The organism is Acinetobacter sp. ANC 4654 (assembly GCF_002135425.1).
In the GTDB taxonomy this organism is placed as follows: Bacteria; Pseudomonadota; Gammaproteobacteria; order Pseudomonadales; family Moraxellaceae; genus Acinetobacter; species Acinetobacter kyonggiensis.
Window position 1 is genome coordinate 1 of the sequence record NZ_NEGL01000002.1, and the last position, 22,230, is coordinate 22,230.

At 39.8% G+C, this 22,230-nt stretch carries 24 protein-coding genes; 12 read left to right on the forward strand and 12 right to left on the reverse strand.

Annotated elements, in window-relative coordinates:
- Positions 1–298: 298 nt before the first annotated feature.
- The 3 genes from B9T24_RS03835 to B9T24_RS03845 are packed head-to-tail and all read right to left on the reverse strand — an operon-like array spanning position 299 to position 3,141.
- Positions 299–1,372 carry a DUF6670 family protein gene (locus B9T24_RS03835; protein WP_086164594.1) on the reverse strand — a complete coding sequence of 358 codons (1,074 nt, stop codon included), beginning with the start codon at positions 1,370–1,372 and terminating at the stop codon, positions 299–301.
- Between the two features lie 39 nt (positions 1,373–1,411).
- Complete coding sequence (pssA, locus tag B9T24_RS03840; protein WP_086164595.1) at positions 1,412–2,239, reverse strand: CDP-diacylglycerol--serine O-phosphatidyltransferase; 828 nt, start codon at positions 2,237–2,239, stop codon at positions 1,412–1,414.
- Positions 2,240–2,283: 44 nt separating this feature from the next.
- Positions 2,284–3,141, reverse strand: coding sequence for a 23S rRNA (adenine(2030)-N(6))-methyltransferase RlmJ (locus B9T24_RS03845; RefSeq protein ID WP_086164596.1), 858 nt, complete (start codon positions 3,139–3,141; stop codon positions 2,284–2,286).
- A 116-nt stretch (positions 3,142–3,257) separates the two neighbouring features.
- Here B9T24_RS03845 and B9T24_RS03850 point away from each other — a divergent pair, with 116 nt between their 5' ends.
- Positions 3,258–3,860 carry a 2OG-Fe(II) oxygenase gene (locus tag B9T24_RS03850; RefSeq protein WP_086164597.1) on the forward strand — a complete coding sequence of 201 codons (603 nt, stop codon included), beginning with the start codon at positions 3,258–3,260 and terminating at the stop codon, positions 3,858–3,860.
- 94 nt (positions 3,861–3,954) lie between these two features.
- Positions 3,955–4,482, forward strand: coding sequence for a hypothetical protein (locus B9T24_RS03855; protein ID WP_086164598.1), 528 nt, complete (start codon positions 3,955–3,957; stop codon positions 4,480–4,482).
- A 122-nt stretch (positions 4,483–4,604) separates the two neighbouring features.
- On the opposite strand, the gene B9T24_RS03860 is transcribed toward B9T24_RS03855, so the two are convergent.
- The 5 genes from B9T24_RS03860 to B9T24_RS03880 form a co-directional block, all read right to left on the reverse strand.
- The gene (locus B9T24_RS03860) at positions 4,605–4,862 is read right to left on the reverse strand and encodes a DUF2789 family protein (protein WP_086164599.1); all 258 of its coding nucleotides are present in this window, start codon (positions 4,860–4,862) and stop codon (positions 4,605–4,607) included.
- 105 nt (positions 4,863–4,967) lie between these two features.
- Positions 4,968–5,228 carry a DUF2789 family protein gene (locus B9T24_RS03865; protein WP_086164600.1) on the reverse strand — a complete coding sequence of 87 codons (261 nt, stop codon included), beginning with the start codon at positions 5,226–5,228 and terminating at the stop codon, positions 4,968–4,970.
- Between the two features lie 201 nt (positions 5,229–5,429).
- Positions 5,430–6,416 carry a malate dehydrogenase gene (locus B9T24_RS03870; RefSeq protein ID WP_068889785.1) on the reverse strand — a complete coding sequence of 329 codons (987 nt, stop codon included), beginning with the start codon at positions 6,414–6,416 and terminating at the stop codon, positions 5,430–5,432.
- A 170-nt stretch (positions 6,417–6,586) separates the two neighbouring features.
- Complete coding sequence (locus B9T24_RS03875) at positions 6,587–7,243, reverse strand: ribonuclease I (RefSeq protein ID WP_086164601.1); 657 nt, start codon at positions 7,241–7,243, stop codon at positions 6,587–6,589.
- Positions 7,244–7,277: 34 nt separating this feature from the next.
- Entirely contained in the window at positions 7,278–9,251 is a 1,974-nt protein-coding gene (locus B9T24_RS03880) for a lytic transglycosylase domain-containing protein (RefSeq protein ID WP_086164602.1), read from the reverse strand.
- Positions 9,252–9,620: 369 nt separating this feature from the next.
- On the opposite strand from B9T24_RS03880, the gene miaB reads away from it, so the two are divergent.
- The 4 genes from miaB (at position 9,621) to B9T24_RS03900 (ending at position 13,229) form a co-directional block, all read left to right on the forward strand.
- The gene (gene miaB, locus B9T24_RS03885) at positions 9,621–11,075 is read left to right on the forward strand and encodes a tRNA (N6-isopentenyl adenosine(37)-C2)-methylthiotransferase MiaB (RefSeq protein ID WP_086164603.1); all 1,455 of its coding nucleotides are present in this window, start codon (positions 9,621–9,623) and stop codon (positions 11,073–11,075) included.
- Between the two features lie 38 nt (positions 11,076–11,113).
- The gene (locus tag B9T24_RS03890) at positions 11,114–12,187 is read left to right on the forward strand and encodes a PhoH family protein (RefSeq protein ID WP_086164604.1); all 1,074 of its coding nucleotides are present in this window, start codon (positions 11,114–11,116) and stop codon (positions 12,185–12,187) included.
- A 30-nt stretch (positions 12,188–12,217) separates the two neighbouring features.
- The gene (gene ybeY, locus B9T24_RS03895; RefSeq protein ID WP_086164915.1) at positions 12,218–12,697 is read left to right on the forward strand and encodes an rRNA maturation RNase YbeY; all 480 of its coding nucleotides are present in this window, start codon (positions 12,218–12,220) and stop codon (positions 12,695–12,697) included.
- A 136-nt stretch (positions 12,698–12,833) separates the two neighbouring features.
- On the forward strand, positions 12,834–13,229 hold the full coding sequence (locus B9T24_RS03900) for a hypothetical protein (RefSeq protein ID WP_086164605.1): 396 nt from the start codon (positions 12,834–12,836) through the stop codon (positions 13,227–13,229).
- A gap of 26 nt (positions 13,230–13,255) precedes the next feature.
- Here the strand turns inward: B9T24_RS03900 and B9T24_RS03905 are convergent, their stop codons facing one another.
- Positions 13,256–14,134: an energy transducer TonB gene (locus B9T24_RS03905; protein WP_086164606.1), complete on the reverse strand. Its 879-nt coding sequence runs from the start codon at positions 14,132–14,134 to the stop codon at positions 13,256–13,258.
- 239 nt (positions 14,135–14,373) lie between these two features.
- Between B9T24_RS03905 and B9T24_RS03910 the strand changes: the two genes are divergently transcribed.
- The 4 genes from B9T24_RS03910 (at position 14,374) to B9T24_RS03925 (ending at position 17,281) form a co-directional block, all read left to right on the forward strand.
- On the forward strand, positions 14,374–15,054 hold the full coding sequence (locus B9T24_RS03910) for a hypothetical protein (protein ID WP_086164607.1): 681 nt from the start codon (positions 14,374–14,376) through the stop codon (positions 15,052–15,054).
- A 166-nt stretch (positions 15,055–15,220) separates the two neighbouring features.
- Positions 15,221–15,934, forward strand: a complete 714-nt coding sequence (locus B9T24_RS03915; RefSeq protein ID WP_086164608.1) for a DUF3108 domain-containing protein — start codon at positions 15,221–15,223, stop codon at positions 15,932–15,934.
- Between the two features lie 90 nt (positions 15,935–16,024).
- Positions 16,025–16,600 carry a xanthine phosphoribosyltransferase gene (locus B9T24_RS03920; protein WP_004650431.1) on the forward strand — a complete coding sequence of 192 codons (576 nt, stop codon included), beginning with the start codon at positions 16,025–16,027 and terminating at the stop codon, positions 16,598–16,600.
- 321 nt (positions 16,601–16,921) lie between these two features.
- Positions 16,922–17,281 carry a hypothetical protein gene (locus B9T24_RS03925; RefSeq protein ID WP_086164609.1) on the forward strand — a complete coding sequence of 120 codons (360 nt, stop codon included), beginning with the start codon at positions 16,922–16,924 and terminating at the stop codon, positions 17,279–17,281.
- Between the two features lie 147 nt (positions 17,282–17,428).
- Here B9T24_RS03925 and wrbA read toward each other — a convergent pair whose 3' ends face one another.
- Positions 17,429–18,028, reverse strand: coding sequence for an NAD(P)H:quinone oxidoreductase (gene wrbA / locus B9T24_RS03930; protein WP_086164610.1), 600 nt, complete (start codon positions 18,026–18,028; stop codon positions 17,429–17,431).
- 113 nt (positions 18,029–18,141) lie between these two features.
- Between wrbA and B9T24_RS03935 the strand changes: the two genes are divergently transcribed.
- On the forward strand, positions 18,142–19,389 hold the full coding sequence (locus B9T24_RS03935) for a YihY family inner membrane protein (protein WP_086164611.1): 1,248 nt from the start codon (positions 18,142–18,144) through the stop codon (positions 19,387–19,389).
- Positions 19,390–19,481: 92 nt separating this feature from the next.
- Here B9T24_RS03935 and yddG read toward each other — a convergent pair whose 3' ends face one another.
- Entirely contained in the window at positions 19,482–20,375 is an 894-nt protein-coding gene (gene yddG, locus B9T24_RS03940) for an aromatic amino acid DMT transporter YddG (protein ID WP_086164612.1), read from the reverse strand.
- On the reverse strand, positions 20,368–21,288 hold the full coding sequence (locus tag B9T24_RS03945) for a DMT family transporter (protein WP_086164613.1): 921 nt from the start codon (positions 21,286–21,288) through the stop codon (positions 20,368–20,370). The genes yddG and B9T24_RS03945 overlap by 8 nt, the downstream gene beginning before the upstream one ends.
- 106 nt (positions 21,289–21,394) lie before the next feature.
- Between B9T24_RS03945 and B9T24_RS03950 the strand changes: the two genes are divergently transcribed.
- Entirely contained in the window at positions 21,395–22,189 is a 795-nt protein-coding gene (locus tag B9T24_RS03950; protein WP_416224350.1) for a helix-turn-helix domain-containing protein, read from the forward strand.
- The last annotated feature ends 41 nt before the right edge of the window (positions 22,190–22,230 follow it).

Genomic DNA, 22,230 nt, shown 5'->3' on the forward strand with positions numbered 1-22,230 from the left:
CTCTTAATGATCTTCTTGCTGATTCGTCATCAACAAGCTAGGTCGGCTATACTACTCTCTTTCCAGAGAAAGTCAACAGGTTTTGTTAAATTCTTTTCCGACAAACCCAAGCTTAAATCCAATCTTAAAATCTCATTCGAAATCTTAACAATCCAACCAACTTATTGATTTACCAGAGGTTTTATTTAACATCACCGCCGATGGATACGCATTATAGGGGAAAAAAATTCCTGCGCAACCCCTTTTCTTAACTTTCCCTATCGGATGAGTGTTTATTCTACAAAATATGACGTTTTTCTTATTTTTTGCATGCAAAAGGTACAGAATTGGCAAATTCATCACGCATTTTTTCTTGTTTATTTTTTTCTTGCCATGTTAATGAGCGACAATCGATATATTCACAGTAGCCACTTTCGCCTATTTCTTCATGATGATTAATTTTAAGTTGATATTTAAAGCTCCCAACATAACCAGCAGCTAAACCAAATTTAAAATCTCCACGACTTTGTGCTTGCACAGAAATACATGTGCCATCTTTACCCTCATACCCCCACTCAAATTCACGCGGCAGATACATAACTTGTCCATTCGGCGTTTTCACCTTTGGATAAACACGATGTACTTTAAAGCGCACATTTTCATCAAACATTTGTGCAATACCCGTTTTACCATCGCGTAAATACAAACGAGACTGCAAAATACCGTTAAAAGAATCTCGAACTTGTGCCAATAACAACTGGCGATTATTTTTCAGATTAATCACTTGATAGGTAAAAAATGCCAAAGGCAAATATGAAAAGTTAATTGAGCGTGCAAATTCAAAACAACCCATTTGCCGAATTGCCATTTTTTGTTCTTTATAAATGATCTCACCTTCACATTGACACAATAAAGACCAATGATCCGCCAAGCCCATACGTAACTTAGTAAAATAAGAAATAATATTGCTGGTGGTAATGGATAAATCAAAACTCAGCTCTTTATCTTTGCGCTGAATACGAAAATGAGGGAAATTCCCTGAAATCATTTCTCGATCTGCAAATTGAAAGTATTCTTTTTTAAAATGACAGTCTTGTTTAATTGAATACGAGTTCAATTGCCCAATCATGTGCGGGCTGACACTGGCAATAATGGTCGCGGTATCTAAAGCAGTGGAGTGAATCGCACTTTCATTGCGAAGCATTGGGGCATTGGGCTGACCAATAATGCTTAGAAAATTTAAATAATGTAAGGGTGCGGGAAGGTTCGGAATAATCAAGCCTTGATGAATGGTTTTATATCGACCTTTTTGCGCATGGTAAGCCAACTGCGCCTGAAACGGAGCTTGATTGAGTTGTTTAGACTGATCCAATAAATCATGAAACAACTGCATATCATGCTCCTTTTTATTTTCAGTATCGCTATCTCATTTTTATGTTGTGGTATTTTTTCTGGCCATAAATGTGGTCACAAAGCCAGACAGTGCATAGATAATAGAAATCACTAAAATACCCACAGGAATATTATAAGTCATTGCAGCAAAGATAAATACGGCAATAGGTAACACCGCAAAAGGCACACGTTTACGATCAAATGTTTTAAATGAATAATATTTAATATTGGAAATCATTAACAAACCAACGGCAACAATCAGTACTGCATTGGTAATTTGTACACTAACTTCACGTAAATCAAAAATATCTGGGAAGTCGCGTCCCACCCAAACGATGGTAATCATTAAAATGGCAGCCAACGGACTGGCAACACCAATAAAATAGCGCTTATCGACCACGCCTATTTGCACATTAAAACGCGCTAAACGAAATGCAGCACAAGCGGTATACACAAAACAGCATGCCAAACCAATACGACCTAAATCATGCAAACTCCAGCTATACATTAAAATAGCGGGTGCTACACCAAAAGCCAGCAAGTCAGACAACGAGTCATATTGTTCACCAAAAGCACTTTGTGCACCAATCGCACGCGCCACACGACCATCCAAACCGTCGAGTAATGCTGCCAAAAAAATGGCATAAATGGCATGGGTAAAATCACCATTCATACTCGCGATAATGGAATAAAAGCCCGACAGCAACGCTGCCGTGGTAATGAGATTCGGCCACAGATAGATTCCACGACGTTTCACCTTTTGTCCCTCTTGGGTATGCTCTTCTTCTTCCACTTCAAAAGTGATGCCATCAAATGCATGTTCATCGCGGGCAGAAGATTCACTTTCAGGTTTATTTATACTTGTCATTCTTATCGATCCTAACTGTAACCTATCTCTCTTAAACGTCTATCTTATTCGCCAACCAACCAACGCACCGCAGCATGTCCGCCATTTTCACTCATGCGTAAATGCGGGAATAACCACTGCAATGCTTCATCAGCATCTTGTGAGAATTTCCAAGGTGGATTAATCACCAGTAAAGCACAACCGTTTAAACCGACTGGCGTATCATCTGGCCATACACAAATTTCACACACCAATTGACGACGAATACCCGTTTTCATCATTTTCTTTTCAAAACGATCAATCATGGCGCGATCTTTAATTGGATACCATACAGCAAAAACACCTGTCGGCCATTTTTTGTGTGCAGTCGTCAACAATTCGACCAATTGCGGAAAGTCCTTACGTTCTAATTCGTAAGGTGGATCAATCATAACTAAACCGCGTTTTTCTTTTGGCGGAATAACCCCTAATAAGCCTTCATATGCATCACGTTCATGCAAGCCTGCACGGCGGTCACGAATATTGAAATATAATTCTTGAAAAACTTCTTTTTGCATTTCAAAAATAGTGGCTTGATCAATATCACGCATACCTTCTAGCGCAAACCACGGCGAACCAGGATAAGCACCCTTACCTGAACCGGCACGCATATCTTCAACAATTTTAAGATATTGCTTAACGGCTTCAGGTGCATTACGGGTAATTGAATCATCTAGCTTTACTAAGCGATGAATACCCGTTAAAAACTCACCTGATTTTTGTGCTGCAGAGGTCGATAAATCATATTTACCCGCACCACCATGCGTATCGATATAGCGATAAGGTTTATCTTTGGCATTTAAACGTGTTAAAAGTTGCAGTAATAACACATGCTTCATGACATCGGCAAAGTTGCCTGCATGGAAATGGTGACGGTAATTCATGTTTCTTTAATTCCTATAATCAACAGACATTTTAGCATGAAAAAATGTTTCGTTCCGCAGGATATCTTGCTCTAGAATACGCCAGCCTTTTCTATATCATTTTTGAGTATATGTGTATGGATGTAATTCAACTCCCAAAGTCTTGGAATGTTGATCAAATTATTGAAGATTTAGATCAACATGGTTTTACCGTCATTGATAATGCTTACCCTTTAAACTATGTACATGCTTTAGTTAAAGAATGCACGGCTAACCTCAAGCTTTTCCGTGATGCCGCGATTCAAAGTGGGGTGGTCAGTCAAATTCGTAGTGACCATATTCTTTGGATTAGCGATGAATTAGAAATAGCACAACAACACATCGAAACCCTGACAGCACTCTCCCAAGATTTAAATCGAAATTTTTATTTGGGCATAAAAGAAGTCGAAGCGCATTTTGCCTGCTATAACGCAGGAGAATATTATGCTTTGCACCGTGACAACCCACAAAAGAAAAATGATCGAGTCATTTCTACAGTTTATTATTTGCATGAAGATTGGCAAGAGGACTGGGGTGGAGAGCTACATCTACAAGATAAAAATGAGCAATGGCATATCATTCAACCTAAACCAAACCGTATTGCGCTGTTTCAAAGTGATTTATTACATGAAGTGATTCAAGCCAAACATCAACGTTTATCCATTACCGCTTGGTTACGTAGCGGTCAAAACTTATTCTAAGTATTGATCATAAGCAAAACAGGGTGCAAGATTTGCCTTTAAATTCCTGCGATTGCCCCGATATACTGAGCATTCATCAAAGAGGTATAGGCTAATGTTTGAAAATACAAAACAAGTTATCGAGCGTATCGGTGAAACAGACCAATTGTATTTGGAAAACAATACACCTGCCCTCGCTTTAGAACGTGCAGATTTACGCTTACAACTGGTGATTTTTAGTAATTTGCGTCAAGAACAGATTCATTTTTTGCAAGAAGCCGTGGTGCTTTTAGAACAAGCACGGATTGAACATGAAGAAATGCCGATGTCTTTGTATTTAAATCTGTCCTTGCATCTCGCAAAAGCCTATATGTTGTATTTCGAAATGACCAAGGAACAGCGCTTTGCTTTAATTACCCAGCAAATTTTAAAACCGCTGAGCCAACATGAGCATAGTGATATTTACTTTTTCCTTGCCTATGCATCGATTTCTAGAAATGAAACTGCACTGACGCGTCACTGGCTCAACAAATATCGTCAAACAGCTGAGTTTGATTTAGAATTACTACAGAAGCATCCTTCGTTTAAAGTCCTACACGAAGAATTTTGGTTTACGAAACTGATTCAAAGTAAATTGCATTAAGCTTAAAAATTAAAAAACTCCTGAAATCAGGAGTTTTTTTATATCTTTTTTAATATCACGAACGCTTACAAAACACTTATACAGCCAGACACAAGCAAAATAGGTTCTACATCTATAGCGGTCTAGACCACCTGTAATTTATAGGCATCCAAGTGTAATTGCTGATTTAATTCATCAATCCACATCGCCCAGTCATCATCTTGAACCAAATGACTAATCAAAAAATCTCGCTGAGATTTATTCCAAAAAGAGGCATCATGTAAATTTTGATGTGCGGGTAATTGATGGGTACGCACATATAATTCAATCGCTGCTGGGCTATTCGCCAACCCCAATTGTGAAAACAATAATGCTAAGGATGGTGTATTTTGATTGAGCATCTCGCCCTCCTTATCAACTAATCTGTCATTTATTATTCAATTAACTTATAAGATATTGATAAAAAAACCTAGTCATAAAACTAGGTTTGTTGTTTCAATTTGTATTCACAGCTCGCATGACCCTAAAAGCTGATTTTCGACATGTAATTGCTCATTTAAAATATCAACCACCATTGCCCAATCATCATCTTTTTTCCAATGGCTGATAATAAAATCATGCTGTGACGGTGTCCAAAATGGAGCTTTATGCAGCGGTATATCCATGGTCAATTGATGTGTTTCGATAAACCGATCGATGGCTTCTGCACTCGCGTCGAGTCCCAATTGTTCAAAAAAAAGTTCTAATGTCGGCTGCTGATCAAACATAGGGTTCTCCTCAAGTCTTGCTTACTTCCTTCTAAGTTAGACCGAAGCCTGTGCAAGTTCAGTTGTCACTACATCACAGCATGTTATTTTTTGTTCAACACAAGAATCTATTGACAACTATGCGTATTTTTAAAGCATAAAAAAGCACCCCTAAATGGAGTGCTTTTTCTCTAATTTAAAATCAGCTTAAGCTGAAATCAATTAGTTGAACAAGTGAGCAATCGCAGCACGTTCGCCTTCTAACTCTTCAAGCGTTACGTCCATACGTTCACGGCTGAATGCATCAATTTCTAAGCCTTCAACACGTGTGTATTGACCGTTTGCACATGTTACTGGAACACCGTACATAACGCCTTCTGGAATACCATAAGAACCGTCAGAAGGAATACCCATTGTTACCCATTCGCCATTTGTGCCAAGAGCCCAATCGCGCATATGGTCGATTGCAGCATTCGCAGCAGAAGCAGCAGATGAAAGACCACGTGCTTCAATGATTGCAGCGCCACGCTTACCAACGGTAGGAAGGAATACATTTGCATTCCATTCTTGGTCGTTGATCATGTCTTTAACGCTTTCACCGTTGATTGTTGCAAAACGGTAGTCAGCATACATGGTTGGAGAATGGTTACCCCAAACAGTAAGATTTTTGATGTCTTTAACTGCTTTACCCGTTTTAGCCGCAACTTGGCTAAGCGCACGGTTATGGTCAAGACGAAGCATCGCAGTGAATTGACCTGGGTTTAAATCAGGAGCAGATTTCATAGCAATGTAAGCATTCGTGTTCGCAGGGTTACCTACAACAAGAACTTTAACGTCACGGCTTGCGTGGTCGTTAATTGATTTACCTTGAACAGTAAAGATTTTAGCATTTTCTTGTAAAAGCTCTGCACGTTCCATACCAGGACCACGTGGACGAGAACCTACAAGTAAGCAGTAATCAGCATCTTTAAAAGCAACATCTGGATTATCAGTACCGATCATACCTTCTAAAAGAGGGAATGCGCAGTCTTCAAGTTCCATCATTACGCCTTTAAGCGCAGCTTGAGGTTTCTCAAAAGGAACTTCGAGCAACTGTAAAATCACTGGTTGATCTTTACCTAACATTTCGCCGCTTGCGATACGGAATAATAGGCTGTAACCAATTTGACCTGCAGCGCCAGTAACGGCAACACGAACTGCTTGCTTCATCTAATTCTCTCCAATAGAGGATATTCAATGCGATTAAATAGTTAGTCCATTTAATCTAATCATCATAAACGCGAAAGATTGTACTCCAATCTTTTGGCAGTTGCATGTAAAAGAGAATGGATTTCAACAAAAGTATAATGGGAAATATGAATAAAATTGCAAAGAAACGCTTAGTAAGAACCTTTTATTATGAATGACACGGGACAATTCGTTTCAACTGTCGCTGGACATTGTTTGTACTGACCATTATTTTTGTAGCACAGTTTCACCTCGGTCAAAATAGGCGTTCCATGTGAAACTGAACAATTAAATTTAATCGCATTGACTGGCAAAGTCGGATTCAAACGTAAAAAGCGTAAGCGAAGATTCGCTATATGCATGGGACGTGTTTCAGGGCTGGTCAATTCAGCCGGGATTTTGAGCCGTTCAGCATAATTAATTATGGTACGAAAATATTGACTGGCATTCATCGGGACACAACCGCCAATCGCAGACCAAAGCTGGACTCGTGCATTTTCATCGGGCATGACGCGTGCCACAACTTTCGCTTGCAAGGGTGATAAAGCCGCAGAAGATGCCGTTTTGCATTCTGACTCTGAGGTTTCAGGGAACAAACCAGCAATATTCAAAGAATAACCCTCTAAACATTTTCGTTTTTTTGACTTTTGAGTATCCAATAAACACACAGCAGGTGTCATTTGCACCAGCATCACATAACCCTGCACAGGCGCTGCAAAAACATGAGATGTAAACAGACTCAATCCGACACTGCTCAATACCAACAGTGCGAACCGTTTTAAAACTGCTGTGTACTCAAAAAATATCATTAACAAGTCAGACCCATCAACAAAATTAAAATGATTAAGGATTATTCTTTAATGGAATAATATTCATACGTTTTTCAATGGATTGTGCACCTTGCCCAAGCAACACCCCATAATGCGTTGCGTTGGTCATCACATGTTTTACATAATCGCGAGTTTCAATAAGTGGAATCGTTTCAGTGTATTGATCTGCTGCAATAGGTTGTACATCGGGTTGCCAACGACGTGCTCGATTTGGCCCTGCGTTATAACCAGCAGTGGCTAAAACAGGACTATTACTTAACTGGCTCTGAATCATGGACAAATAAAAGGTGCCATAGCGAATATTGGTATTCATATCGGTTAATGCCGCAGGGTTATAAGTTTCACCCATCTGGCGCGCCACGAGTTTTGCGGTATCTGGCATAATTTGCATCAGACCGCCCGCCCCAACATGTGAGCGCGCATTTGAAACAAAACGACTTTCTTGACGCATCAAGCCATACGCCCATGCAGGATCGATACCTGCATTACGACTGTGGCTAACCACATAACTTTGGTGTGGCATGGCATAGCGATAAGCATAATTATGTTTATTTTCAGTACGGTCTGCCGCATATATCGCACGGTCATACCAACCCATATCTGTGGCACGTTTCGCTGCCGCAAGCAGCAAGCCATCATCATGTTTTAAATACGCCTGACGGACTGCCCAATTCCATTCACGATTAATATAATTGTCAGGTGCATTGACACGGCGTAAAGCAAAAGCACGGCTAAAATGAATATCTTGGTTTAAGCGCTGTATGTCACTGTTGGACGGTTGCACATTATTTGGAATGTTATTGTAACTTTGCCCCAAGTGATCTTTGGCCAATAAATTATGATAATCATCACCGTGTGCCAATCTTTTAAAAATTTCTTGTGCAGTGCGTTTAGAACTGGCATCTCCGCGCTGCTCAGAAGCACGTGCCAACCAATATTGCCAACGATCTTCTTGTTTTTGCGACACACTCATGGCATCAATGGCACGAATTAAACTTTCCCAACTGCTGAAACGAATGGCTTGACGGGCATAAATTTCGGCTTCTTCGACACTAAATGGCAATCCATAACTGGCATCTAAATAATCCAATACTTCACGATTGAAATTATTTTTCATCACCGTGGTGCCGCCAATATATCCGACAACACGATATAAGGCTTTTTGCACTTGCACAGGTGTTCCTTGTGCCGCACGTTGTACAGATGATATGGCCGAATTTAAATCACTGTCGGCTAAACGTCCCAGCGCAAAAACTAAATAGGCATGATCAGTAGCGGATGCTTTGGGTGCAGACCATAAATAATTTAATGGATTGGCTTGAATTTGATTAAGTTGAGATAACGATAAGCTCATCCCCAAGGTTTGTGCAGTCGCCAAAGCCTGACCCGACTGCCCTGCGCGAAGCTGTCCCCATAAGCGCTGTTGACGGTCTTGCTCTGTCATTAAAGGACTAGAGAGCATCATGCGCCCCAAACCCATACAAGGTTCAGGTTGGGAATTGGTGTTGAGCCAAACATCCTTATATTCAGCAAAAACCAGAGAATCACCTGACTTTGCGCGTACCTGAGCCACAGCACAGCTTTCTGCTTGATCCGCATTGGTTACATACTGCAAAACAGGTTGTGCTGTTGCGAAATCGGCTTGTTTGACTTTTTCTTCAACGTAGTCTGCTGCTAATTTTTCAGCCATAGCGGATTGCGGATAGCGCTGGGCAAAATTAACAATATTGCTCGCAGGTTGGATCGCTAAATTCGCATTCAGTGACCAATACTCAGGATAATAGCCCAAAACATCATTTTGCATAGACGTTTGGAATTGTTGCAGCAATCCGATATTTCCAGTATTAGATGCTTGTAAAGCATCATTAAATTGCTCATCTGCTGCATGCGTCACCGACACATATCCTGCTGATGCCAAACCTAAAGCAAGCACTTTATAATATTTTTTATTGATTAACTGATTGAACATCTGCTTGCCTTCCGTCATTTAGTGTTGCCTTGATCGCACCTAATCATTTTTAAATAGTGTAATTATTATTAAACTACTCTACTGTTCTGTTGTGTAACCTTATGATTAGACAATATTAATTTTCCAGCATTTTTACCTCATAAATCAATCTTCTGGTCTGCTTATTTATGACTATAAGTTTATCTTCAATTCCTGTTAAAATGTGCGCCTTTCTTCTATTCAAATCGCAATTTTTAATTATTTTAGCCAGTCCCCCTCATTTTCCGAATTCAGTTTCAAACATGTGTTGAAAGAAAATGGTAAAAAGCAACTCGCTAAATGCCTCACCCTCTATTGGAATGAGACGATTAAATTGCGATTTCTTCGATTTATCTTTTAGGAGCCTACATGACGGTTCAAACCTTCATTCCCAATAGTGCCCAAGCTGCTTCAGAAAACACTGTTACCCAGCCACAGCACACCCCAGCCGACGGATCAGTGAAAAAGCTGTATATCGAAACGCAAGGGTGTCAGATGAATGAGTATGACAGTCATCGTATGGCGGACCTTCTAGGCGACTCGCACGGTTATGTGCTGACCAAAGATCCGAAAGAAGCCGATATTCTACTGATGAATACCTGCTCAATTCGTGAAAAAGCCCAAGAAAAAGTATTTTCTGAGCTGGGTCGCTGGCGCAAACTAAAAGACAAAAATCCTGATTTGGTGATTGGGGTTGGTGGTTGTGTGGCTTCGCAAGAAGGTGACAACATTCAAAAACGTGCGCCTTATGTCGACATGGTTTTTGGCCCACAAACCTTGCACCGTTTGCCACAAATGTTAGACCAACATAGCGAACAAGCTGAAAAACCAAAGAAAGATAAAATCAAACTGGTAGATATTTCCTTCCCTGACATCGAAAAATTCGACTTTTTACCTGAACCACGAGTTGAAGGTTACAAAGCTTTTGTTTCGATTATGGAAGGCTGCTCAAAATACTGTTCTTTCTGCGTCGTGCCTTATACCCGTGGTGAAGAGGTTTCACGTCCACTGGATGACGTACTGGCTGAAATTGCTGGTTTGGCTGAAAAAGGCGTGCGTGAAATTTCGCTTTTAGGTCAAAATGTGAATGGTTATCGCGGTGAAACCTTCGAAGGCAACATTTGTACCTTTGCAGACTTACTACGTTTAGTGGCTGAAATTCCGGGTATTGGTCGTTTGCGCTATACCACGTCACATCCGCTTGAATTTAACGATGATTTAATTGAATGTTACCGCGATCTTCCGCAAATGGTTTCACATCTACATTTGCCTGTACAAAGTGGCTCAAATGATGTTCTGCAAGCCATGAAGCGTAACCACACAATTGATGTTTACATCGATAAGATTGCAAAACTACGTCAAGTGCGTCCAGATATGCATTTATCGAGTGACTTCATTATTGGTTTTCCGGGTGAAACCGATACGCACTTCGAAGAAACCTATCAATTCATTCAAGATCTAGATTTTGATCACTCTTATAGTTTTATCTATTCCAAACGTCCGGGTACGCCTGCTTCTGAATTACCAGACAGTACACCTGAAGATGTGAAAAAAGAACGTCTTGGCAAAGTTCAAAAATGGATTAAACGTTCGAGTATTGATAAAACAGATGCCATGCTGGGTACGATTCAACGCGTTTTGATTGAAAATGTCTCGGATAAAGATCCAAACCTGTTGGTGGGGACTGCCGATAACACACGTTATGTCAGCTTTATTGGTGATGCAGCATGGGTCGGTCGCTTTGCAGAAATCGAAATTACCGAAATTAAAACTTTGAATTTTGTTTACGGTGAGCTATTGAATCTTGAGCCTGACGTGGCGTAATGTAAGCAGATAGATTTAACTTCCCAAAAGGATATCTCTTGACTGCAGCGATTCGACGTACAGTGGCTTTTCCGGGTATTTCAGTAGATCGTTTAAAAAGCATGCTTGGTGCTTATAACGGTCATCTGAAACAAATCGAACAACGTTTAGATGTAAAAATTTCTCACCGTGGTGATAGTTTTTTTATCGATGGTGATATTGATACGGTTGAGAGAGCTGAGGTTTTATTGCAGCGCTTACATGAAGAAGCCGAGGTCTCTCAACAAATCAGTGCCGACACACTACATTTGATGATTCAAGGCAGTCAGACCGATCGTGAGTTACAAATCGATCCTGATCAAGAACATACAGGTCTCGACGAGGTTTGGTTACAAACGCGTAAAGGTCGAATTAACCCACGTGGTGCAAACCAAAAGCGTTATGTACAACGTATTTTGCAAAGTGATATTTCTTTTGGTATAGGTCCAGCAGGGACAGGTAAAACCTACCTTGCCGTTGCCGCTGCTGTCGACATGCTGGAACGCAATGAAATTCAGCGTATTCTACTGGTTCGTCCCGCCGTTGAAGCTGGTGAAAAACTTGGTTTTTTACCGGGTGATTTAAGCCAGAAAATTGATCCCTATTTGCGTCCACTTTACGATGCTTTATATGAAATGCTGGGTTTTGAAAAAGTTGCTAAACTGATTGAACGTCAAGTGATTGAAGTTGCTCCATTAGCTTATATGCGTGGTCGTACCCTCAATCATGCTTTCGTGATTTTAGATGAAGCACAAAACACCACACCTGAACAGATGAAAATGTTTTTGACCCGTTTAGGTTTTGGTTCACGTGCCGTAATTACGGGTGACATTACTCAAGTCGATTTACCGCGTGGTCAACAGTCAGGGCTATCTCATGCCCTGCGTGTCATCGAAAACGTGAAAGAAATTCATATTACTCGTTTCCATTCTCGTGACGTGGTACGTCATCAGCTGGTACAAAAAATTGTCGAAGCCTATGAAGGATGGGACAGTGAACAACACCGTCTAAGTGCAGAAGCGCGGGCAGAACGCAAAGCCCTTCAAGAAGCGCTGATTGCTGAAAATAATGCTGCCGCCGATGCTCAAGACTGACTCAAATATTCAATGAATTAAGGATTCATGTTGAAACTTAGCCTCTCTTTACAGCAAAATTTTCAAGCTCCTGAATTGGTGCTGAAACGTGCTTACCTCAAAAAGGTGGTAGAAACCTCGTTACGTCACATTGCAACACAAAGTAACTGCGAAATTGGTATTGCCTGTGTCGACAATGCTGAAAGCCAGCAACTGAATTTGGAATATCGTGGTAAAGACAAACCGACCAATGTATTGTCCTTTCCAAGCGACCTTCCCGATGAAATGGCGGCAATTTTAGATTCATTCCCAATTGGCGATTTGGTGATTTGTATTCCTGTGGTTTTACAAGAAGCGCTAGATCAGCAAAAAACACCAATTGAGCATTTCACCCACATGCTGGTCCATGGCACATTACATTTAATGGGTTATGACCATGAAACCTCTGAGGCAGATGCCGAAGAAATGGAAGCGTTAGAAATTGAAATTCTGAAAAAACTCGGTTTTGATAACCCGTATAAAGAACAGTAATTTCAAACAGCTAACTCAATCAATTTCGCTCGATCAATTTCGATTGGTCGAGCGAATTTAAAAACCAATCCAAGAAAATAAAAACACCTTTAAAGACACATCAAATCAAGACACATTAAAATATAGAGGCACCTTCATGAAAAAAATTCTGACTGCACTCTTCTGCATTTCTTCTTTAGCTTTTAGTTCACCGCTCTATGCCCATAATGAAACCACCTGTAAGCAAGTAAAGTTTCAATCTACAGATAGCACGTGGGCAGGACATTATTATTTACAAGGCGTGATGGAGGTCGGTTCTGAACTTTTACTTGAACCCAATGGCAAATTCAAATGGTATCTTGCCGTCGGTGCATTAGATCAATATGCTGAAGGAACATGGTGGAAAAATGGCAACTGTATTGGTTTAAAAGCAGCATCCAAATATGCCAAAAAATTAGAAATATTCCCAACCCGTTTAGAAATTCATGACAAAGATTTAGCTGTAACTTGGCTCGGCGGACAACAAGATGGTGTTTATCACCTTGCTGAATAATTGCCATGAATCCATTTAAATTCGGCTTATTTCACTTCAAATTCAGCTTCGGCTGGATCAAAGCGCCAAGTTCGCACGATACGTAGCTCTGAAATCTCTTTCATCCCTTGATCAAAAGCACCAAAAGGTGCGGCTTTACGCACTGAAGCTTTGGCTGCCTCATCAAGCAAACCATGCCCTGAACTATCAATTAAACGAATGGCACGAATTCCGCCGCTCTTATTTAGAATAACCATTAAACGTACTTCCCCTGCCAATTGTTGTGCCTTGGCCGCATCGGGATAATAACGGTTGCCGTAAAATTCAACTTTTTGGCGAAATTTTTCTAGATAAGCCGCTGAAATATCTTGTTTTGCCTGAATCCCATCGACCGTTTTAATCTTTTGCTGACGACTAAAATTTTGCTGTCGTTGTAAGTATTGTGCTTCTAAACTTGCCACCATCGCGGCTTTGGCTTGAAACTGACTATTCAGCTCTTGCATCGCTTTTTTACGTTGATTTTGTTCGGCTTCCTTTTTCCAACTTAAGGTGGTCATTAAAACTTTTTCATCAAAGCTTAATTCACGCTTTTGTTGTATTTTCTCTAAACTTTCTTGCTGTTGCTCACCAGCACTTTGCTCAAGCATGGGTGCTGGCATATCGCTCGACATTCGGTGTGCTTCACGAAATGTGCCTGAACCCTGCTGATCTGCCTGAGCCAGAAAATCAGCATTTTCAACTTGGTCCTTCGTGGGACGCAAAGTCACCGCAATCTCTTTCACTGCGGCATCACTTTCTTGCGGCATTGCAAATTGCAAAGTTAAAATAATTAAATGCAGAACGGCAGCTAAAATCACTGCGCCGCTAAAAATAGGATCTTTCCACCATGCATACATTAAAGGTGTAAAACTGATTTTCTTAAGCATCACATTAAACCGACAAAATGTCTGGTTCCCCAAACTGTATAAAAACAGCATAAAATAAATACAGCTTCTACTTTTGAATAAAAAACGAGAATTCAATCAACAAGCGAACTGCATAGAATTAAAATCATGAAAATGGTGCAATTAATTTTGCTAAACTGCAAGACGGAATACTTGTATTTTTAATACTTTCGACAAAACCTATCGAAGTCCAAGAAGATTCACTTGCTAGGATGCTTTATATGCAAACGCTAATATCCAATATCTCTAAACGTATACGTCAAGTGTACCAAAAAGCAGAGGGATTTATTGAAGATGAGCGTGATTTCCCATTATCCCAAGTTTTTCTCAATGCCACTTTCCAGCGTTTTGTCACCGACAATGTCTCTATGCTCAAAGACTTGCATGCAGACTTACATGATGACTGGTTGCGTTTATATGCAACACTCGATGTTAAAGGTTTATACATTACCCTTTCGGTCGATTTAAAACTAATTCAAATGGAAATGAATAAAGATATCCAGCTCATTGTTTTTGAACAAATCAGTGATACGACATTAATTGAAGCAAAATTTAAAAATATAGTGCAAAAAATTGCGGTCAACTTTGCTTTGTTTTTCTACCAAAAAGTCTTAAATAAAGATCCTTTAGGTATGATTCTTGAAAAGTTAAAAGTCATTAAAGTCAAAGATGATTTACTGCATTTGGACTTAAATCGCTGGTTAGGCAAAAACCGTTCGATTATCGACACCTTAGCCAAAGTTCATGTCAACCATGCCGTTTTACGCGAAGCTGAATTGGTGATCATTGGCAATGTCAATCTGACTGCTTTATTTAGAAAAATGTCGGAAGAACCAGTAGACAACTGGAGCGTAGAAGATGATCTAGCGGATAAAAAAGCCAGTTCAATTAAGCAAAAATAAACTAAACTATTTTCCCAAATTAGAATCTGTATTTTTATCCCTAGAAAAACTACATAAAAATACAGATTGGACAAAATTTCGAATTTTATCTTCATAATCAAAGTGCATAATAGAAACCAAGCAAGCAATTTGCACTTTATTCAAACTTCATAGGAAGACTGTACTTATGGCTCACAATGTATTGAAAACAATTGCGATGACCTCTGGTGTAACCGCTACACTGTTGTTTGCTGGTTTCTCAAACCAAGCATTTGCCATAAGTCCATTCCAAGCAAGTTATCAATTTAGTTATAACGGCAAAAATATGGGCTCGGCAACACGTAATTTAAGCAAGTCGGGCAATAACTGGACGTATGTTTTTACGGCAAAAGCGGGTGCTATCGCATCTGCCACTGAAACCAGCCGTTTCAGCTTCAATGGCAACCAGATTGTTTCAGATAGTTTTAGTCGCAGCAGTAAAATTTTAGTGCATAACAACACTATGAGCATAAAATTTAACCCAAGCACTAAAACCATTTCGACTAAGAAAGATGATAAAGCACGTTCTTTTGCATGGAAAGCAGGTGTTTTAGATGAACTCAATGCAGAATTACAACTGCGTGAAGACTTAAAAGCCTCGGGTTTAAAATCGAGTTATGCCATTGCAGATGCGAAAGAAGTTGAAGCACGTAAATTTGTAAAACAAGGTTCAGAGAAAGTGACAACCTCTTATGGAACTTTCGATACCATTAAAGTTGTCATGAAACATGATAAGCCAAACCGCGATACCATTTTTTGGTTAGCACCTAAACTTGACTATGTACCAGTGAAAGTTTCCCACCAAGATGGCAAAACATCGTACGGTTTGCTGCTAACTGGGTATAAAGGCTCCACGAATTAATCGATTTGATCAATTTTGCTTGCATTTTTTCAGCGCCTTTTTAAAATACGCCTTTGCTTGAAAAAGCATCCGCCCTTAGAGGACTCTCCTGTGCACGCACTAGAACAGAAAATCTTAAATGAAGGTATCGTTCTATCTGATCAAGTTCTGAAAGTTGATGCTTTCTTGAATCATCAAATTGACCCTGTATTGATGCAGCAAATTGGTAAAGAATTTGCTGCTCGCTTTAAAGATGCAGGCATCACCAAGATTATTACCATTGAAGCTTCAGGTATTGCTCCTGCAGTAATGGCAGGTTTAGAACTAGGCGTGCCTGTCATTTTCGCGCGTAAATATCAATCTTTAACGCTAAAAGATGACTTATATCGCTCTAAAGTATTCTCTTTTACCAAACAGACTGAAAGCACAATTGCGATTTCCAACAAGCACATTAACGCGAGTGACAAAGCATTAGTGATTGATGATTTCTTGGCAAATGGTCAAGCGGCTTTAGGTTTAATTGACCTGATTCACCAAGCCAATGCAGAAGTGATTGGTGTTGGTATTGTGATTGAAAAATCTTTCCAAACCGGTCGCGATCTCCTTATTGAAAAAGGCTACCGTGTTGAGTCTTTGGCTCGTGTTAAATCTTTAAGCAACGGTACTGTTGAATTTGTTCGTGACTGAGTTTCAGTGTGAATTTTAAAAGAGCGCTTAGACGCTCTTTTTTTATTTTGGAGAAACTGGACATTTCTATTTGGGGCTTACAAACTAGATTCGTATAACGACCATTGTGTTAAATGGGTGTTAATCAGATAGATTAAGCCTGTCTATTTACAACTCAGATCAACTTCGATGTTGTGATTCAGCTAGAATTAAATTGGTATGAAATTGCCCTGACAACATGCGTGAAAAGATACAAGCTGTTATGCTTGGTTGTAACGATTGATTATCTGTGTGGCGTATTTTAAACACGTCCTCACAAGATCAAGAACAGATAAATAGTTGATGGAAAAATCTATGCTATGTCCTAAATGCGGCTCTGCTGAAGTTGAAAAACGAGACCACGAACAAAAGTTAAGAACCATTAGTGGCATTCTAATGACTTCTGCTGGCGCTACAGCAGGAACGGTCGGTGGTGCGGCAACGGGCGCATCAACTGGAGCGGCCATCGGAGCTGTCGCTGGCCCATTGGGTGTTATTTTTGGTGGAACGGTCGGGACTTTTGTTGGTGCAATTGCAGTCGGTATTACAGGTGGTGTTTTAGGTAATATCTTTGGCAAAAAAGCGGGTGTCATTATCGACAAAAATGTGTTCTTAGATTACAAATGCTTAAAATGCAATCATCGTTTTAAAGAAAAAGTTTAAACTGTAACGGTTTAACTTGATATTCAAAAGTCCAAAGCAATTCATTTTTCAATATACTTTGGACTTTTTTTGAGACAATTCAAAAATTCATACATGTTAGAAAAACTTAGAAAGTGTGCTGATTAAACTCACTTTCTACGCGACCAATCATGCACTTGCTTGTAACTTCTGCACCACTTTACCCAAACATTTACCCTGTTCGACACAGAGGACTTTTTCATCTTGGCTTAGACCCAAGTCATGACGCGGGCCACTGACATGACTTGCACCATACGGCGTACCACCAGATTTGGTATTGGATAAAGCAGGATTAGCATTTGGTAAGCCCATAATCATCATACCGTGATGAAACAACGGTGGAAGCATGGTCAGCAAAGTACTTTCCTGCCCACCATGCATCGAACCTGATGAGGTAAAAACACAAGCCGGTTTATGATGCAATGCACCGTTTAACCAAAGACTTGTGGTCTGATCCCAAAAATACTTCATTTCACTGGCCATATTGCCAAAACGCGTTGGCGAACCCAAAGCCAAGCCTGAACAAAGTGCCAAGTCATCTAAAGTACAATAAATATCGCCATCCGCAGGAATACTTGCTTCCGCCTCTTGCACCACAGTCGATAAATTGGGCACCGTCCGAATTTTTACCGCCATACCTGTCGCTTCAACACCATTGGCAATTAAATGCGCCATGTCTTTCGTTGAACCATATTTGCTGTAATATAAAACAAGGATGTAAGGCTGCATAATTTTTATAAACGAAGCTAAAAAAGAAAACTATACGGTATTTTTCCCATTTTTTGGTTAAGCTTAGTCATGAAAATTCATAAAGATGCTTAAAAAATTGAGACTTTATACTTATGTTAGAAAAGTATTTAAAAAAACTTCGCTTTTATGACGAGACATGGTTTCAGTTTGTTTTATTTGTCATACGACGTTTTGAAGCAGATCGTTGCCGTGAACAAGCAGGGTCTTTAACTTATACCACCCTCTTTGCTGTTGTACCCATGCTGACTGTTTTCTTGGTCATCATTTCTTCCATTAAAGCGCTAGAGCCAGCCAGACAACAATTACAACAACTGATTTATAGCAATTTCCTACCTAAAACCACCATTGCTTTTGACAAGGCTTTTAATGCCTTCACCGATAAATCCAGCAACCTAACGATCATTGGTATTTTATTTCTGTTTATTACCACAGTGATGATGCTGACCAGTATCGAAACGGTCTTTAACCGTATTTGGCGTGTTCGAGAAACGCGTGGCGGTATTATTGGCTTTATGCGTTATTGGACCATTATTTCACTTGGCCCAATTTTACTCGGCAGTGCATTTGTCATTTCATCTGCTGTGGCATCACTCAATGTACTGAGCAATAATTTTACCGGTTATGAGGTCGATGGTTCATTGATCTTTTGGTGCATTTCTTTTGCACTGACCATATTAGGTTTTTTTATTTTAAATTGGACCATTCCAAATCGCAGCGTTCCGATTAAAGCTGCATTAATTGCGGGGACTTTTAGTGCGGTGGTATTTGAATTATTAAAGCATTTATTTGGCTTTATTATGTCCAATTTCACCAGTTATGAAATTATTTATGGTGCTTTTGCCGCAGTGCCTATTTTCTTGTTATGGATTTTTTTGTCATGGAATATCGTGTTATTGGGCGTTGAAATTAGTTATGCACTAACGGCTTTTCATTCGGATAAAGAACAAAAACGCCATCCCGTCATCATGCTCTTGGACTTGCTAGAACTGTTTTATAAAAAGCAACACGTTGGCGAAAGTGTGTCCGATGAAGAAGCACTGGACGTCTTAGGACGTGGCGAAATTGGACGCTGGCCTTCTTATGTCTTAATGCTAGAACAACAAAATTTGGTCAGACGTACTGACAATAATGAATTTGTTCTGGTGCGTAATTTAACCCAAGTCGATTTCTGGCATTTCTACACACAGTTACCTTATCCACTGCCACGACGTCAAGATGTCGGTAATATCCACCCTGACGATGAGTGGATGCAAAAACTGGGACCTGCTCTCATTGAAGCCGATGATTACCTTTCTGCAAAATTAGCGATTCCCCTGTCTAAAATTTTGGAAGAAAAATAAAGTAGACTCATATTATTGATGAATTAAACAGAAACATCTCATGTCAATCAGAATGACTATCTTCGCCACCTCTTTCACAGAGCAAAAGATCGTTATTCTGATGGCGTTTCTGAAGTACTTTTCCAACAAATGATTGCACCCAAAGTCACCAAAAGCGTTCCGATCCAAAAACTCATTTGTGGTCGTGCATCCAAAATCAGCATCGACATCAAAGAAGATAAAATTGGAATAAAGTAAGTCGCAAGAATAAGCAGTTTGATATTGCCAAACTGTAAACTTTGATTCCAATTACTATAAGCAATTCCCACCAAACCACCAGTAACGGCAATGACTAACCACATCTTAAATTGAGGAACAATAAAAGGCTCATTCAGCACAAAATGAATTCCCCACAACGCCAGCGCAGTCACCATGAAAAATAGCGGGACGGCATTTTGCCCTTGGGCATATTTTTTAGTCAATACGCTATAACAGGGCCACAGCAATGCGCCTAAAAATGCAAAAAAATAGGCAATTGGGTTCTGCTGCAAAATATGCATCAATTGAGCTAAGTCTAGAATATCTGGATTGACCACCAACAAGAGTCCAAACACAGAAAGAAAAAATCCTAAAATAACTGGCCAACGATAATTAAGCTGCTTTGCCAGTATTGAAAATACAATGGTTAATGGCGGCCACAAATAATTAATCATCGCAATAATGAGCACTTGATCGTGATTGTGTGACAAGGCAATCGAAAGTAAAAATAAAATTTCATAACTGACAAATAAAGCGCCACAGCCCCACACATAAGCTTTAGACATCTGTTGAAAACGAGGTAGTCCATTGAGTACTAAAATACACAGCGCACTAAAACTATAAATCAGAGCAATAGCCGAAATAGGCGTTAAAGATTCGCTAATCAGTTTGACCACAGCAACCAAACTTGCCCAAATTAAAATAGAGGACCAACCAATGAATGTGGCTGATTTGCTAGACTTAAACATAGTGTAATTTTCTTTTAAGCCAATCCTGCATGCTCACCACCAATACTCCAACCATCACCAATATTGTCCCGAAAATAAAATTAGGCTCAATACTTTCATTTAACAATAAAACCCCGAAAAGTAGACCAAAAATGGGCGTCAAAAAAGAAAAGACTCCCAAATGGCTGGCTAAGTAGTTACGTAACAACCAAAACCACAACATCAAACTCATAAAGGACATGATCAGGGTATGAAAAACCAAACTACCAATTGCAATATAAGTCCAATGAATTTCCGCTTGCCCCAATAGAAAAGCCGCAGGAAATAAAAATACAAAACCACCCAGCAATTGATAAAACAAGGTTTGGGTGGGATGGGCTTCATTTAATTTGCTTAGGCGTAATGAAATTGTCGTTAATGCCCACATGATACCCGCCAACAATGCCAACAAATCCCCCAACAAAACTTGACTAAACCCTTGTTCAAGCAGATTTTCTCGACCAATAAATGTCGTTACAATCCCCACAAAAGCAATCAAAATTCCAGACCATTGAAGCTTAGATAAACGCTCAGATGGCAATTTCCAATGCAAACCTAAAGCCACAAAAATAGGGGCTGTATAGAGTAAAACCACGGTATGTGAAGCCGAAGTTAAAGTCAGGGCTTGTGCAACCAATAAAAACTCAGCAGAAAATAAAAAAGCCAACCAGATCCCCGGCCATAAATAGGCTTTCGAATAAAGATGAGTGCCTTGTTGCAATTGAATCAGTGGAAAAACCAGCAATGCGGAAAGCCCTGAACGAATAGCAATTTGCATGATGGGGGAAATATCAGCCGCAGCAATTTTGAGTACCACTTGCTGTAGCCCCCAAACAATACACAATACCATCATCAAACCAGATGCACGTGCATCGAGTCCTTTCCTCTCGCCCACAATACTGACTCATTTTAAAAGATCAGCACACTATAGACCTGTCATATTTTAAATATATAATTCAAAGTAGACAAAAGATCTTCTTATTCAGGCATTCGAATTTATGATGAAAAAAAGACGCCCAAATGAACAGTTCTTAGAAAAACTCAGCACCAATAATCAAATTTCTGCCCCGTTATGGATTCAGTTTCGTCATGCACCGGCACAATCTATTTATCCTGCACATGGACACGCTTGGGGCGAATTTATCTATGCCTTTCATGGGGTGATGGAAATTAATATTGATCAAATTGATTATATCCCCCCTCCGCCTTATGGCATCTGGTTACCGCCACATTTAGAACATAGTGGTTTAAATCGCACCGCAGTTTCACACGGTACACTCTATGTTCATGAAAACCTATGTACAGAAATGCCGAAACAAGCAGGAATTTTACTGACCTCACCTTTAGTCTCTGCATTATTACAACATCTTAAGCAACATCCACAAGATAAAGATGATCCTGAACATTTACGTCTATTACATGTTTTGCTAGATCAGTTGCATCACGCCACCCTCGTGGGAAGTTATTTACCCCATTCCGACCACCCTGTTTTAAAACAAATTCTTGATTATTTACATCAACATCCGTCAGATAACAGCACCTTAGAACAACTTGCCCAAGGCGTGAATATGACGGAGCGAACTTTGGCACGTTACAGTCAAAAAGAATTGGGAATCTCTTTAAATGAGTGGCGACAACGCTTAAAAGTCACCAAAGCGATGTCGATGTTAGATCAGGGAAAAACTGTAGAAAGTATTGCTTTAGATTTAGGTTATGCCAATGCCTCAGCGTTTATTAATATGTTTAAGCGTTGGATGCAATGTACGCCCGATCAATTTAGGAAACTGTATAAGTAAAATTTGCTATCATGTGTATAAGGATTCATTTTATTGAGAAA